Source organism: Sphingobium sp., assembly GCF_041987595.1.
Taxonomy (GTDB): domain Bacteria; phylum Pseudomonadota; class Alphaproteobacteria; order Sphingomonadales; family Sphingomonadaceae; genus Sphingobium.
In genome coordinates, this window is record NZ_JBHIWJ010000098.1 from 1 (window position 1) to 14725 (window position 14725).

Annotated in this window: 15 protein-coding genes; 7 read left to right on the plus strand and 8 right to left on the minus strand. The window is 65.0% G+C overall.

What is annotated here, in order from left to right; all coding sequences use genetic code 11:
- Positions 1-213 precede the first annotated feature (213 nt).
- Entirely contained in the window at positions 214-837 is a 624-nt protein-coding gene (locus ACFC3J_RS18445; protein ID WP_375197535.1) for a response regulator transcription factor, read from the plus strand.
- A 19-nt stretch (positions 838-856) separates the two neighbouring features.
- Here the strand turns inward: ACFC3J_RS18445 and ACFC3J_RS18450 are convergent, their stop codons facing one another.
- The 5 genes from ACFC3J_RS18450 to argH are packed head-to-tail and all read right to left on the minus strand — an operon-like array spanning position 857 to position 5494.
- The gene (locus ACFC3J_RS18450) at positions 857-1810 is read right to left on the minus strand and encodes a zinc transporter ZntB (protein ID WP_375197547.1); all 954 of its coding nucleotides are present in this window, start codon (positions 1808-1810) and stop codon (positions 857-859) included.
- On the minus strand, positions 1807-2565 hold the full coding sequence (locus ACFC3J_RS18455; protein WP_375197536.1) for a siroheme synthase: 759 nt from the start codon (positions 2563-2565) through the stop codon (positions 1807-1809). The genes ACFC3J_RS18450 and ACFC3J_RS18455 overlap by 4 nt, the downstream gene beginning before the upstream one ends.
- Positions 2565-3830: a diaminopimelate decarboxylase gene (lysA, locus tag ACFC3J_RS18460; protein WP_375197537.1), complete on the minus strand. Its 1266-nt coding sequence runs from the start codon at positions 3828-3830 to the stop codon at positions 2565-2567. Before lysA ends, ACFC3J_RS18455 begins: the two co-directional genes overlap by 1 nt.
- Before the next feature lie 21 nt (positions 3831-3851).
- Entirely contained in the window at positions 3852-4115 is a 264-nt protein-coding gene (locus ACFC3J_RS18465) for a hypothetical protein (protein ID WP_375197548.1), read from the minus strand.
- Positions 4115-5494: an argininosuccinate lyase gene (argH, locus tag ACFC3J_RS18470; RefSeq protein ID WP_375197538.1), complete on the minus strand. Its 1380-nt coding sequence runs from the start codon at positions 5492-5494 to the stop codon at positions 4115-4117. Before argH ends, ACFC3J_RS18465 begins: the two co-directional genes overlap by 1 nt.
- 58 nt (positions 5495-5552) lie before the next feature.
- On the opposite strand from argH, the gene ACFC3J_RS18475 reads away from it, so the two are divergent.
- The 4 genes from ACFC3J_RS18475 (at position 5553) to ACFC3J_RS18490 (ending at position 11059) form a co-directional block, all read left to right on the plus strand.
- Positions 5553-6128: a TlpA family protein disulfide reductase gene (locus ACFC3J_RS18475; protein ID WP_375197539.1), complete on the plus strand. Its 576-nt coding sequence runs from the start codon at positions 5553-5555 to the stop codon at positions 6126-6128.
- 250 nt (positions 6129-6378) lie between these two features.
- Positions 6379-8916, plus strand: coding sequence for a TonB-dependent receptor plug domain-containing protein (locus tag ACFC3J_RS18480; RefSeq protein WP_375197540.1), 2538 nt, complete (start codon positions 6379-6381; stop codon positions 8914-8916).
- Between the two features lie 138 nt (positions 8917-9054).
- The gene (locus ACFC3J_RS18485; protein WP_375197541.1) at positions 9055-10107 is read left to right on the plus strand and encodes a 50S ribosomal protein L11 methyltransferase; all 1053 of its coding nucleotides are present in this window, start codon (positions 9055-9057) and stop codon (positions 10105-10107) included.
- Between the two features lie 232 nt (positions 10108-10339).
- Positions 10340-11059, plus strand: a complete 720-nt coding sequence (locus tag ACFC3J_RS18490) for a dienelactone hydrolase family protein (protein ID WP_375197542.1) — start codon at positions 10340-10342, stop codon at positions 11057-11059.
- A 50-nt stretch (positions 11060-11109) separates the two neighbouring features.
- On the opposite strand, the gene ACFC3J_RS18495 is transcribed toward ACFC3J_RS18490, so the two are convergent.
- Together ACFC3J_RS18495 and ACFC3J_RS18500 are read right to left on the minus strand one after the other, a co-directional pair.
- Positions 11110-12240 (minus strand): M14-type cytosolic carboxypeptidase, encoded by a 1131-nt coding sequence (locus ACFC3J_RS18495; protein ID WP_375197543.1) that lies wholly within the window; start codon positions 12238-12240, stop codon positions 11110-11112.
- On the minus strand, positions 12237-12836 hold the full coding sequence (locus ACFC3J_RS18500; protein WP_375197544.1) for a hypothetical protein: 600 nt from the start codon (positions 12834-12836) through the stop codon (positions 12237-12239). Before ACFC3J_RS18500 ends, ACFC3J_RS18495 begins: the two co-directional genes overlap by 4 nt.
- 198 nt (positions 12837-13034) lie before the next feature.
- Here ACFC3J_RS18500 and ykgO point away from each other — a divergent pair, with 198 nt between their 5' ends.
- On the plus strand, positions 13035-13160 hold the full coding sequence (ykgO, locus tag ACFC3J_RS18505) for a type B 50S ribosomal protein L36 (RefSeq protein WP_004210176.1): 126 nt from the start codon (positions 13035-13037) through the stop codon (positions 13158-13160).
- A 4-nt stretch (positions 13161-13164) separates the two neighbouring features.
- Entirely contained in the window at positions 13165-13776 is a 612-nt protein-coding gene (locus ACFC3J_RS18510; RefSeq protein WP_375197545.1) for an HAD family hydrolase, read from the plus strand.
- On the opposite strand, the gene pyk is transcribed toward ACFC3J_RS18510, so the two are convergent.
- Positions 13773-14725: pyruvate kinase (gene pyk, locus ACFC3J_RS18515; RefSeq protein ID WP_375197546.1), on the minus strand; the 953-nt coding region annotated here is incomplete at its 5' end. The two genes, ACFC3J_RS18510 and pyk, sit on opposite strands and share 4 nt — an antisense overlap.

The window sequence follows — 14725 nt, forward strand, 5'->3', positions numbered from 1 at the left end:
CGCACTTTGATGATGCTGATTCTGTCGGGCTGCCACCAACTCATGCTGATAGGACAGATCGAAGCGCCAACCAGAGAGCAGATTGAAGCCGACGTCAGCTTTGCCCTTGATTGTTTCCTGCGCGCATACGCGCCAGAGCCGTCCGGCCCACCACGTTAACCATTTCTTCTTCCCCCGATCCTACCCTGCACGCACGGCAGGAGGTGGGACGCCATGCAATTTTGGAAGCGCAACGCGATTCGTCAGCACCAGCATGGGCAAATGGCCGAAGCCTCGCGGTCCGCGCGACGGCTGCGCGTGCTGCTCGTCGACGAGGATTCCACCGCGCGCGCCGTCATCGCCCGGCGCCTGTCGCATATGGGCTATGACGTCGCGCTGTCGGAGAACGGCTTTTCCGCGCTCTCCATGCTGGTGGCCCGGCCGGTCGACATCATTCTGATCGACATGGGCATGACGCTGCTGTCCGGCATCGCCACCATGCGCAAGATTCGCGCCGCAGGCCTTGTCAACACCGCCTGCTTCGTGATGATCGGTGGGCGGAACGACGCTGTTTCCGCCATCGAGGCGCTGGAAGCGGGCGCTGACGATCATATCGTGAAGCCCTATGATTTCGACGTGCTCGATGCGCGCCTGCGCCATCTTTGCGCCCGTGCGGAACAGATGGGCACATTGTCCCGCCACAATGCCGAACTGGACGCCCGCATTGCCCGCCGCGCACTGGAACTGGGAGAAACCCGCGATGCGCTGGCGGAAATGCAAGCGGACCGGGCGCGGCTGGTTTCTTCGATCCAGGCGCTGCACGACGAGATCGCGCGGCTCAACGGCACGCGCAACTGATCGGGCCCCTTCGACCGCGTTATTTCAACCACTGCGTCGCGGCGAACCAGCCGCTGATTCCCACCGCCATCACGATGCAGACGCCGACCACCCCCCAAAAGGCCCAGGGTTCGTGGGCAAAGGGAATGCCGTCGACATTCATGCCCAGCAGGCCGGTCAGGAAGGTCAGCGGCAGGAACACGAGCGCGACGACGGAAATGATAAGCGCCTGCCGGTTCATCTGCTCGGCGCGCAGGTCGGTCAGTTCTTCATGCGCCAGCGCGGAGCGTTCACGCACCGCCTCCAGTTCCTCCGCCATGCGGGCGCAGCGGTCAGCCGCCTCCTGCAAGTGCAGCCGGTCATCGGGTTCCAGCCAGACCGTTTCCGCCGCCGACAGCCGTTCAAGCGCCTGCCGTTGCGGGGCGATGAAGCGGCGGTAGCTGATGGCGCTTGCCCGAATTTCCGACACGCGCCGCCGCGCTTCCGCGGGACCATGTTCGGTCAGCGCGCTTTCAATCTCATCCAGCCCGTCGCCCAGGTCAGCGACTTCCGGGTCCAGCGCCTCGGTGATCTGTTGGGCAAAGGCCGCGATCAGGTCGCCGGGATCGCGAATCGCGCCCGCCAGCATCTGCGCCCGCACCGGCTCCATCGCGGCGAGCGGGCGGTAGCTGACGGAGATCACCCGCGCCTGTTCGGCCCAGAGGCGGATCGACACCAGCGGATCGCCAAGCCCGTCATCGGCCGCCCCCAGACCGCGCAGGTTCACCAGCGCGCCATGCGCCATCAGCGTGCAGCGGGGCCGGGTTTCCTGCGCCAGCAGGGCAGAGAGCGCGGCTTCCGGCATATGATCGCAGCGTGACGCCACCACCCGCGCATCTTCGCGCCAGCCATCGGCATGAATCCAGCTGAACGGCGCGTCTTCGGCCCGATCACAAAATTCATCGAGCGAGATTTCCCGCGCCTGAGCGCCGTCGAAGAGAAAGACCCGGCTTATGGCACCCTCTCCAGCCAGAGCGAGAGCCCCTCGCCCGGTCGCGCCGGAGGGGCGAGGGCTTCGATGCGCGCGGCATCGGCCCGCGCCCGGTCGAGTATGGCAGCAGGCACGTCGGGCGCATGATAGACGCGATCCGCCTCCCCCAGAAGCCGGGCTGCACGCAGCGTCAGATCATCGGGGTCGGCGGAGAGCAGGCGGACGACTTCGAGCCGGCTGGCATCCACGTCGGCACCCCCGGCCAGCCAGTCCGGCACTGCGTCCGCCGCCTTGTCCGACAGCGGGTCGATCGGCCCGCCAGCCGCCAGTCCGGCATCGATCGCCCGCCGTCGCGCCGCCGCAGCGGGCCAGCGCGCCCGGATCGCGCTGCGCGCATCATAAAGCGCCGTCGCCAGTGCCCCCAGCCGGGCAGGCAGCAACGCCTCGATCCGCTGGCGCAGCGCCTTGGCCAGCCCCGCCGACGCGCCGCCCGTGCCGATGGCGATCAGCACCGGCTCCCGGTCGACGATCGCGGGGAGCGTGAAGTCGCAAAGCTCCGGCCTGTCGGTGGCGTTCACCAATATGCCGCGCGCCTGAAGCCGGGCCACGGTCGGTTCGTCGCCGTCCGAGACGATGGCGAGCGCAGCTTCTTCCGCCTCTCCCACGATCCGCGCGCCGGCCCGTTCGAGCAGGCGGCGCTTGGCGTCCGCCGCCTCGCCTTTGCCCGTCAGAATGACGGCCCGCCCTTGCAACCGCAGAAAGACGGGCAGGCTCTGCATCAGTCCTGCACCCAGTCGGGGATGCTGTCGCCCTCGATCAGCGCCTCGATCGGGGGACGGGCGCGGACCACGGCCCATTTATCGCCCGAAACCAGCACTTCGGGGGTCAGCGCACGGCTGTTATAGGTACTCGCCATGGTCGCGCCATAGGCCCCCGCGGTCATGAAGGCGACCAGATCGCCTGCACCCACCACATCCATGTCGCGGTGCATGGCGAAGGTATCGCCCGTTTCGCAGACGGGACCCACGACGTTCGCGGCGGCACGGTTGCCCTTGGGATGCACGGCGCGGATATCGTGCCAGGCATCGTAGAGGCTGGGCCGCAGCAGGTCGTTCATCGCCGCGTCGACAATCACGAAAGGCGCCTGCGCGCCCTGCTTCACCCGCACCACCTGCGACAGCAGCACGCCCGCATTGCCGACGATCAGGCGGCCCGGCTCGAACATCAGGCGGACATTCCAGCCCTGCGTAACCTTTGTCACCATCGCGCCATAGTCGGCGGGGCTGGGCGGCAGCGGCTGCGAAGGATCATAGGGCACGCCGAGGCCGCCGCCGAGGTCGGCCGTGCGGATGTCATGGCCTTCGCCGCGCAGCTTCTCGATCAGCGCACCGACCTTGATGAAGGCGGCTTCCAGTGGCTTGAGGTCGGTCAGCTGGCTGCCGATATGCACCGCCACACCCTGCACATCGAGGCCGGGAAGCGCGCCGGCGGCGGCATAGCTGGCCAGCGCCCGGTCATAGGGGATGCCGAACTTGTTTTCGGACTTGCCGGTCGAGATCTTGGCATGGGTGCCCGCGTCGACATCGGGATTGATGCGATAGGCGACCGGGGCCTTCTTCCCCATCGACAGTGCGACTTCGGACAGCATTTCCGCTTCCGGTTCGCTCTCCAGATTGAACTGGTAGATGCCCTGCTCGAGCGCGATGCGCATTTCCTGGGCGGTCTTGCCCACGCCCGAAAAGACGATGCGGTTGGCGGGGATGCCCGCTGCGACGGCGCGCAGCAGTTCGCCCGCGGACACCACATCCGCGCCGAGGCCCAGCCGGGCCAGCGTCGCCAGCACGGCCGCATTCGGATTGGCCTTCACCGCAAAGGCGATCAGCGGATCATCGAGCTGCGACAGCCCCTCGCGAAACACGCCGACATGACGGGTCAGGGTCGCCGTCGAATAGATATAGACAGGCGTGCCCACCTGCGCCGCGATGTCCGCCATCGGCACCTGCTCCACCAGCATGGCGCCGTCGACATAGGTAAAATGGTCCAAGGCTTTTATCCTAGAGAAATCTTATTTGGGGTCGCTCTCGGGCGGCAGGTCGAACTGGTCGTCGCCGCGCACCTTCGATTGGGTCAGCAGTTCGACATTCCGTTCCGGGCGCGCCTGAATCGAGGGCGTGGTCAGCTGGGCTGCCGTCGGCGCCGTCGGCGCGCCCACCGGAACGGCGGGCATGCGCTGGCCCTGCACGGGTTTGAGCGGCTGACGGCCGCCGCAGGACGCCAGCGCCAGCGCCAGCGCGGCCAGTGCAAGTCCCTTGGCGATCCGTGCATCCATCACTTCTGCTGCCCTTCCGCGTTCTTCCGGGCCTGCGCGATCCGCGCCCGCACCTGATCGGGCGCAGTGCCGCCATGGCTCCTGCGGCTGGCGACCGACGCATCGACCGTCAGCACTGCATAGATACGGTCATCGATCCGCGCATCAATGGCCTTCAGCGTCTCGATCGGCAGATCGGCCAGCTGCACGCCCGCCGCTTCCGCCGCCGCAACCGCGCGGCCCGTAATATGATGCGCCTCGCGGAAGGGTATATTGCCCTCCCGCACCAGCCAGTCGGCGAGGTCCGTGGCGGTGGCGAAACCGCTTTCCGCCAGCCCCCGCATCCGGTCGGTGCGGAAGGTGACGGTCTCGATCATGCCCGTCATCGCCGCGATGCTCAGCCCCAGCAGATCATGCGCCTCGAACACCGGCGGCTTGTCGTCCTGCATGTCCTTCGAATAGGCAAGGGGCAGGCCCTTCATCGTGACGCACAGCGCGGTCATGCAGCCCATGATCCGGCCAGCATGGCCGCGCACCAGCTCGGCCGCGTCGGGGTTGCGCTTCTGCGGCATGATCGAGCTGCCAGTCGAATAGGCGTCGGGCAGCTTGACGAAGCCGAAGGGCTGGCTCGCCCAGATGATGAACTCTTCGGCGAGGCGCGACAGGTGCAGGCTGCACTGGGTCGCTGCCATCAGATAATCGAGCGCGAAGTCGCGATCCGACACGCTGTCCAGGCTGTTGTCGGTCGGCTTGGCGAAACCCAATGCCGCCGCCGTCGCATGCCGGTCGATGGGGAAACCCGTCCCGGCCAGCGCCGCCGCGCCCAGCGGACATTCGTTGAGCCGCTCGCGCGCATCGGCAAAGCGGCTGCGGTCGCGACGGACCATCTCATGATAGGCCATCAGATGATGGCCCAAGGTCACCGGCTGCGCGGACTGAAGGTGGGTGAAGCCGGGCATCACTGCATCGGCATGTTCCTCTGCGCGGGCGAGCAGCATGGCCTGCAGGCCTTGCAAGCCAGCCTCGACCTCATCGATGGCGTCGCGTACCCAAAGGCGGAAGTCCGTGGCCACCTGATCGTTGCGCGAGCGCGCCGTGTGCAGCCGCCCCGCGGCCGGGCCGATCAGCTCGGCCAGCCGCGACTCCGTGACCATGTGAATGTCTTCCAGGTCCAGATTGACCGGAACGCCGTTCGCTGCATATTCGGCGGCGATCTGGTCCAGCCCGGCGGAAATCGCGTCGGCATCCGCCTGCGCCACGATATCCTGTTTCGCCAGCATGGCGACATGCGCCTTCGACCCGGCGATATCCTGTCTCCACAGGCGCTTGTCGAACGGGATCGACGCATTTATCTCCCGCATGACCGAAGCCGGACCGGCCGCGAAGCGTCCGCCCCACATGCTGTTGGAGCTTTTCCCCGTGCGATCTTCCCCAATCCGATCTTCATTGCCCTGCGTAATGACACTGCTCCTGCTGGCTGGCCTTGGCGCGTGCGATAAGCAATCCCCGCCCGCCGGGCAAGGCCCCACCGCCACCAGCGAGGAGGTCACCGGCCCCGCGCAAAGCCAGAAAGGCGCGTTCAGCTATACGCTTGACAGGTCGAAGGCGGGCACTCCCGCCCCCGACTTCACCTTCCAGGCGCCGGACGGCAGCGACGCGAAGCTGAGCGACTTTGCGGGCAAGCCGGTGCTGGTCAATCTCTGGGCGACATGGTGCGCGCCCTGCGTCGCGGAAATGCCGACGCTGGATGCCATCGCAGCGGACTATGGGAAGAAGGGTCTCGCCGTCCTCACCATCTCCCAGGACAGTCAGGGCGAGCAGGTCATCAAGCCCTTTTTCGAGAAGCACCCCCTGCCCCACCTCAAGGGCTGGATCGACCCGGAAAACCAGTTCGGCTTCCACTACAACACGGGCATGCTGCCCACTACGGTCATCTATGACGCGCAGGGCAAGGAAATGGTGCGCGTGGTCGGCGCGATGGACTGGACCAGCAAGGAAGGCCGCGCACTGATCGGAGCCGCCCTGACAAACTGAATCCCAGAAACTGCCAGAACGAAGTACGATGAAAAATCCGCCATGCGTCCTGCTTGCAAAATGCGCAGGGAGGCTTGCACGCATATCAATTGTCAAACCGCGACGCAGCATAGCAGACTGATCTGATTTTCAGCTGAAATGAACGAATAATATTCCATTTTTCTTACAATTTTGTGCGCCGCAATAGAGGTTTGAAGCAGCCGCTTCGTTGACCCCCTTGTCAAACATAAATGCAGAACAGGGGGCATATATGACCAGACTATCCGCTCTTCGACTTTCACTTGTGCTGGCCTCTTCCTGGTCGGCCTGCGCCATGGCGCAGGAGGCGCCGCAGGCCGACGAAGGCACCGCCATCATCGTCACCGGCACCCGCGCCGTCGGCATGCAGGCCGCCGACAGCGCCGCGCCGGTCCAGGTTCTGTCCGACGAAGCGCTCAGCCATGTCGGCCAGCCCAATCTCAATCAGGCCCTGACCCAGATCGTCCCCAGCTTTACGGCCCAGACGCAGGGTACCGACATGTCGAACTTCTCGCTGTCGGCCCGACTGCGCGGCCTCAGCCCGAACCACACCCTGGTCATGGTCAATGGCAAGCGCCGCCATGGATCGGCCATTCTTCAGGTGATCGCAGGGCCCTTCGGCGGTTCGGCCGCGCCCAGCATCGACCTGATCCCGCCCGACGCCGTGTCGCGCATCGAAATCCTTCAGGAAGGCGCCGCCGCCCAATATGGCACAGACGCCATTGCCGGCGTCGTCAACATCATCCTCAAGGATCAGAGCGAAGGCGGCAGCTTCAAGGTTACCGGCGGCCAATATTATGACAGCGAGGGCGAAACCTTCTCGGCCAGCGGCAATGTCGGATTCAAACTGGGCGAGGACGGCTATTTCAATCTGACCGGCTTCCATCGGCGCCAGGATTACACCACCACCGGCACGGGCCAGGTCGCGATTTCCGACATCAACGGCAATCCCTGGTATACGACCGCAGGCAACAAGACCGGCTATACCAGCCCCACCGGCAGCGGTTATTACAACCCCGCCTGGGCGGATCTGGACCTGAACGGCATCAACGGCGGGCAGGCAAAATCGACGCTCAACATCCTCTTCTACAATATGGGCTATGATTTCGGCGGGGTCGAACTCTACAGCTTCGGCGACGTCTCGCACCGTCTGGGCTATGCCTATCAGGGCTATCGCGTGCCGAGCCGCATCTGCGCCGTCGCGTCCAATCCGGCCACCTGCTTCGGCGACACGGGCACTTACGGCATGGTGCCGCAGCAGAAGGTCGAGCAAAAGGAATACAGCTTCACCGTTGGCGCCAAAGGCGAGGCATCGGGCTGGAACTACGACTTCAGCACCACCTATGGATCGGACAAGAACAATATCTGGACGATCGATTCCGCCAACCGGTCGCTCTGGATCAACACCTATAATGCGTCGCTCACCAATCCGAGCATCGTGCCGAACACCCCGACCAGCTTCTATGACGGCTCGTTCAAAAATACCCAGCTCACCACCACGCTCGACATCCGCAAGGAATTCGACATCGGGCTGGCGCAGCCGCTGACCTTCGCCTTTGGCGGCGAATATCGCAAAGAAACCTATGCCATCGGTCAGGGCGACTATTATTCGACCTATCTGGAGGGCGGTCAGTCCTTCCCCGGTTATCGCGCCAGCGACGTCGTCGATGCGAAGCGTCAGGTGAAGGCCGTCTATGTCGACTTCATCCTGAATCCGGTGGAGGGCTGGACCGTCGACCTGGCCGGCCGGTACGAAGATTATAGCGACTTTGGCGACACCCAGATCGGCAAGATCACGACGCGCTACGACTTCTCCGACGCCTTCGCGATCCGCGGTACGGCCAGCACCGGCTTCCGCGCGCCGACCATGGCGGAAAGCTTCTATTCCTCCACCAACGTCAGCCCGACCAGCGCCATCCTGCAACTGCCGCCCGGCTCGGTCGCGGGCGCGCTGCTGGGCTTCCCGGCGCTCAAGCCGGAAAAGTCGACCAACTTCTCCGGCGGCATCGTGTTGCGCCCCATCCCCAAGCTGGCGATCACGCTGGACGGCTATTACATCAAGATCAAGGACCGCATCGCGCTGACCGCGCCGCTCTATGCCCTGATCAGCGGCACCCTGCAGCCGGGCGGTCAGGCCGTGCTGGACGCCATCGCCGCGCGCGGCGTGCCGATCGACAACGTGCCGACCGTGGGCGCGGCCAGCTTCACCAACGGCATCGACACGCGCACCTGGGGCGTGGACCTCTCGGCGCGCTATCCGGTCGCGCTCGACTTTGGGAAGCTCGATATCTCGCTTTCGGCCAACTACAACACCACGAAGATCACGAAGAACAAGATTCCGACGCTGTTCAACGCCACGTCGGAAAGCTATATCGAGGACGCCTCGCCCAGATATAAGATCGGCTGGGGCCTGCTGTTCACCAGCGGCAGGTTTACCGCCAATGTGCGTGAAACCTTCTACGGCAAGAGCAGCGTGCTGGTCACCTCCGCAATCAGCGGCCTCGCCCCCCGCGACGGCGTGGTAAAGGCCACGGGCATCACCGACCTGGAACTGGGCTATGACTTCACAGATCATGTCACCTTCTCGGTGGGTTCGAACAATCTGTTCAACAAGCGCCCCGAAAAGCCCAAGCTGCTGACCGGCGTGACGGTTGCGCCCGGCCAGTCGCCCTACGAAAACGGGTCGACCACCTGGAACGGCTATTATGGCCACGGCGCCTATGGCACCTCGGGCGGCTACTATTATGCCCGTCTCGACTTCAAATTCTGAAGCATCCCGACACTCCAGAGCGTCATGAAGGGAGGGCCGGTCCGAAAAAGGACCGGCCCTTTTTCCTGCCCTGCCTTCTGCCATCAGAATGGCCGCAGCGGCTTCCCCTCGCATCGTCCAGGGTCTAAAGGCGGCGGCATGAACGACGAAGCCGCCCCCGCACCTTCCGGCATTGCCCTCCACGGCGAATCCGGCGCCAAAGCCCAAAGCTGGAAAGTCACGCTGCCCTGCACGCGCGCCGAGGCGGAGGCGCTGGACGGCGACATCGCGGCCTTCGCACTGATGGACCGCCCGCCCGTGCTGATGACCAGCGAGGCGGAATCGGACGGCGACGAAGGGCGGGGGGAAGACAGCTGGCGCCTCGACGCCTACTTCGAAGGGCAGCCGAGTCCCGCCGCGATCAAGCTTTTGCGCACGCTCGTCCCCAGCGCGGCGGGCATCAAGCCCCAGGTCGAACAGCTGCCCGACGAGGATTGGGTGACACTCAGCCAACAGGGGCTGGAACCCGTGACCGCCGGACGCTTCCACGTCCGCAACATCGCGACAGACCCCGAGCGAGCCGGCCATGTCAACCTTCTGATTGAAGCGAGCCGCGCTTTCGGCACCGGTCAGCATGAGACCACGGCGGGCTGCCTGACGATGCTCGACCGGATGCGCCGCGTCGGCATGCGATTCGGCAACGTCGCCGACATCGGCACCGGCACCGGACTGCTCGCCTTCGCCGCGCTGCATCTGTGGCCCCGCGCTTATGCAACCGCGTCGGACATCGATCCCGTCGCCGTCGCAATCAGCGCCGAAAACGCCGCCACCAACGCCATTCCGCTGGGCAGGGCGCAGGGCCAGCTTGCGCTGTATACGGCGGCTGGCGTGGATCATCCCGCCATTGTCACCCGCGCGCCCTACGATCTGCTGATCGCCAATATCCTGGCCGGCCCGTTGATTGAACTCGCTCCTTCGCTCTGCGCGCTGGTCGAGGAAGGCGGCACCATTGTCCTTGCCGGACTTCTCCGCGAACAGGCCGATGCCGTGCTCGCCGCCTATCGGGCGGAAGGCATGCGGCTGGCCGAGCGTTCCGACCGCGGCGACTGGCCCACGCTCCGCCTGCGCAAGCGCCCGCAAATCGGATGGAAACGGCCGCGCCGCATCGACGGCAACGCGCGGGGCGAAGCGCCGGGCTTCGGCAGCCTTTGACGGACGGGCGTTGCGGCTTCCCATGCGACTAGAGCAGCTTCCGACCCGATTGCATCGGTTCGGCTGCTCCAGGCCTGTGTTTTCAGCCTTTTCCAAGCCAGCTGGTGATTCGACCTGCCCGGAAAATGCTCCAGCAACGCCCCGTCCCACGACCAAAATCGATCCAGCGCCTTGCCGATCAACCAAACTTCCCTAATTTTGCGGCAACGCCCCCGGAAAAGGTATCGGCCTCATGCCCATCACTCGCCGCGTCATCGTCCATGAAGGCCCCGGCGGCCTGTTCGAAAGCATGGCCGTCTTCGACGACGCCGCGCCCGAACCGCGCCCCGGCATCCTGCTGTTCCCCAATGTGCTGGGAACCAAGGAAGCCGATTTCGCCTATGCCGAACGGGTTGCCGCCCTGGGCTATGCCGTGTTCGTCGCGGACATTTTCGGCCAGGGCAGGCGCACCACCCGCGCCGACCCGGACATGGGCCGCTACATGACCGAACTCAACGACGATCGCGCCCTGTTCCGCGACCGTCTCAACGCCGTCCACGCGCGGATGAAATCGCTGGACGAGGTGGATGAGGGACGGACAGCGGCGATCGGCTTCTGCTTCGGCGGCAAATGCGTGCTCGACCTTGCCCGCAGCGGCGCAGACATTGCCGGGGGCGTCAGCTTTCATGGCGTCTATGATGCCCCGCCCTTTCCCAACGCGGTCATCACGGCAAAGCTGCTGATCTGCCACGGCTGGGACGACCCGATCGCACCCCCGGAGGCGACCGTCGCGCTCGCAAGGGAACTGACGGAGGCGGGATGCGACTGGCAGATTCACGCCTATGGCCAGACCGGCCATGGCTTTACCGACCATGACGCGAAAATGCCGGAAAAGGGTCTCGCCTATCAGCCCGATGCCGACCGCCGCAGCTTCCGCGCCATGGTCGATTTCCTCGGCGACCTGTTCGCATAAACCGCAGCCCGAAAATCCCCCCATCCCGCGATGGGGAGGATCAGTGCCCGTCAGATTTCGTCGATCAATTCCGCCAGCACGCCAAGGCAGTCCTTGCCCAACTGGATCGAGCGCGCCGGAGACCAGCCGAAATCGGCATCGGGCAGGTCGTCATTGTCCTTGAACGGCATTTCCAGCGTCATCGCCACCGCGCCGAAGCGCTCGGCAACCTGATTGGTCGACATGGAGAGATTCGCCTTCCCTTCCGGGGCGACCGGATAGCCCCTCTTCGTCTGGAAATCCGGCGTCCGGGCGGCAAGCGTGTCGCGATAGCGGTGATACAGGCTGAGTTGCCGGTCCGTGATCGAGGGAATCCCCTCAAATCCCGCCAGAAATACGGCCGGAATCGCCTCGTCCCCATGCACGTCCATGGCGAAGTCCACGCCCGTATCATCCATCGCCGCCCGCGTCATGAACACTTCGGGGCTGCGTTCCATCGACGGCTCGTGCCATTCGCGGTTGAGGTTTATCCCCACCGCATTGGTGCGCAGATGCCCGCGACGGCTGCCATCGGGATTCATGTTAGGCACGATATAGAAGGTCGCCTTTTTGCGCAGAAGCCGCGCCACGGCATCCTCTTCATCGCACAGCCGCTCCAGCGCGCCTTCCATCCACCACTCGGCCATGCTTTCGCCCGGATGCTGGCGGGCATAGAGCCAGACTTTCTTCGGCCCCTCGCCCAGCATCAGCATGTCCAGCGGCTGCCTGTCCAGCGTCAGGCCCAGTTCCCGATGCTCGACGCCCGGCTGGGTGGCGGCCCAGGCGACCAGATCATGGTGCCGCTCCATCGAATAGGGCGCGAAATAGGCAAGCCACACGGCATTGACGTCGGGCGACAGGCGGATCGTCAGCGTGCCGTCGGCATAGGCGGTGTCGGCCAGATACCAGTTCTCCCGGTCCTCGCTAACCCTTGCCTTATAGTTCGGCCAGCCATCGGGATAGGCCGACGCGCCGCAATTGGTGATCGCCAGTTCCACCTCGCGCCCGGCGACGCCCGCCACGCGGAAATGAAACCATTGGTAGAAGTCGCTCTGCCGGTCCTTGACGATCTCCAGCTCGGCGCGAACGCTGGTCTGGCTGTCGGTGATGGAAAGAACGCGGATGTTCCCGCTGTCGAAGGCACTGGTGATGGAGATGCTCATTTGACGGTTATAGTGCGCCCCGATTCCCCCGGATAGCCCCCGATCAGCGCTGCGGCGAGCTTTTGCGCCGCCAGCCCCGGCTGCGAGGCGGGCGAGCCTTCCCGCGCCTGCGTCTGGGCGCGGCCTTCCCAGATGGTGGTCGAATCGGAACGCCGCCGGATCTGCACCTGCAATTCGGTGACGACCTGGCCCTTCGGCTTGCCCGACAGGTTGATCCCGATGCCAAGACCCAGGCCCGAATAGCCGCCGCTGCCCACGGCCCCGCCCACGCCGACGCTCACCGGCTTGCGATTGGCCGCATAGTCATTGGGTTCCCGGAAGGTCCGGCGGAAGCCGACCAGCGCCACATAGTCGCTTTTGACGCCCTCCCCCGTTCGGCTGAAGCCCACCCGCTGCAATTCCTGATCCACGGCCGCGGCATAGGTGCGGAACTCCAGACCGACGTCGGGATTCCCGGCCATTTCCTCGACCGCAATCGATCCGCTGCGCGGGGGATTATCGATGTGGAAGCGGGTCACCTCCACCGGCGGAACGGCGGTGGCGCAGGCAGCCAGCGAAAGGGCGAGCAGCGAGGAAAAGGCGATCTTTTTCAACATGGACTTCAACTCCGAAGAATATCAACCTCTACACGACACCGCGTCGCCAATCCCCTAAAAGCGTGAAGCCACGGATTTGCTGCACGGGGGATGAACGGGCGCAAAATACCCGCAGCTACCCTTGACTTTCCGCTGCCCCGCCCATAGGGGCTGCGCTTCGATTTTCGATCACGCAAGATTCATTCAAAGGCTGGTTCCATGAAGATCCGCAATTCGCTCAAGTCGCTCAAGGGCCGTCACCGGGATAACCGCGTGATCCGCCGTCGCGGCCGCACCTATGTCATCAACAAGACCAACCGCCGCTTCAAGGCCCGCCAGGGCTGAGCAAATGGCGGAAATTGCCGCCGTCATCTTCGACGTCGGCAATGTCCTCTACCACTGGAATCCCCGGATTCTGTACGAGCGCCTGATCGATGACGATCGGGCGCTTGACGCGTTTCTGCGGGATGTGGTGACGCCGGAATGGCATTTCCAGCATGATGCGGGGCGCCCCTTTGCAGAAACCAGCGCCGAACTCATCGCTTGTCACCCCGACCGCGCCGACCTGATTCGCCTCTGGGGCGACAGGTTCATCGACAGCGTCGGCCCGGCGATCGAAGGCATGCCCGGCATCGTCCGGGACCTGGACGGTGCGGGCGTCCCCCTCTTCGCCATCACCAATTTCAGCGCGGAGTTCTGGACGCCCTTCCGCGCCCGAGAAGCGGCGCTCTTCGCGCCCTTCCGCGACATCGTCGTGTCCGGCGTCGAAAGGCTGGTGAAGCCGGAACCGGCCATCTACCGGCTCGCCCTCGCCCGATTCGGCGTGGCAGCCGAACAGGCCCTCTTCATCGATGACCGCGAGGAAAATGTCCTCGCGGCGCAGGCGGAGGGTATGCGCGGCCACCTGTTCCGCGACGCAGCCACGCTGCGGGCGGAACTGGCCGCGCTGGGCCTGCTTTAAGCCTCGTCCCGCCCTCTGAGTTCATCACCCCGAATCGCGGCAACGTGCAGCACGTTGGTCGATCCCGGCGTGCCGAAGGGAACGCCGGCCAGAACGACGATCTTGCCGCCCTTCATCACCATGTCGTGCCGCAACGCCATGCGGCGGGCCTTGCCAATCATTTCCTCGAACGTACCGATGTCCTTGGTCCGCACGGCATGCACGCCCCAGGTCAGCCCCAGCTTGCGCGCCGTGTCCTGTCGAGGGGTCAGCGCCAGAATCGGCGTCATCGGCCGCTCGCGCGCCACACGGCGCACCGTGCTGCCAGAGGAAGTGAAGCAGGTGATCGCGCTCGCCCCGACGACGGAGACGATGCCGCCCGCTCCCTCCGCCAGAGCATCGGCGGTCGTTGGATCGGGCTTGGTCTCGGTATAATGCAGACGCCCGAAATAGCCCGGATCGCGCTCCACGCTATGGGCGATGCTGTCCATCATCGCCACCGCCTCGACCGGCCAGTCGCCCGCCGCCGTCTCGGCCGACAGCATGATCGCGTCGGCGCCATCATAAACCGCCGTCGCGACGTCTGAGACTTCGGCGCGGGTCGGCGTCGGCGCCTTGATCATCGATTCGAGCATCTGCGTCGCCACCACCACCGGGCGGCCCATGCGCCGGGCGCTCGCCACGATCTGCTTCTGGAGCGGCGGCACTGCCTGCGGCGGCAATTCCACGCCCAGATCGCCACGCGCCACCATCACGCCATCGGCCAGTTCGATGATCTCCTCCAGCCGCTGCACGGCCGAGGGCTTCTCAATCTTCGCCATCAGCGCGCCATAGCCGCCCATCAGCTTGCGCGCTTCGGCAAGGTCTTCAGGGCGTTGGACGAAAGACAGGCCAATCCAGTCCACGCCTTGCTGAATGGCGAAGGCGAGGTCCTTGCGGTCCTTGTCGGTCAAGGCCGGGATCGGCACTT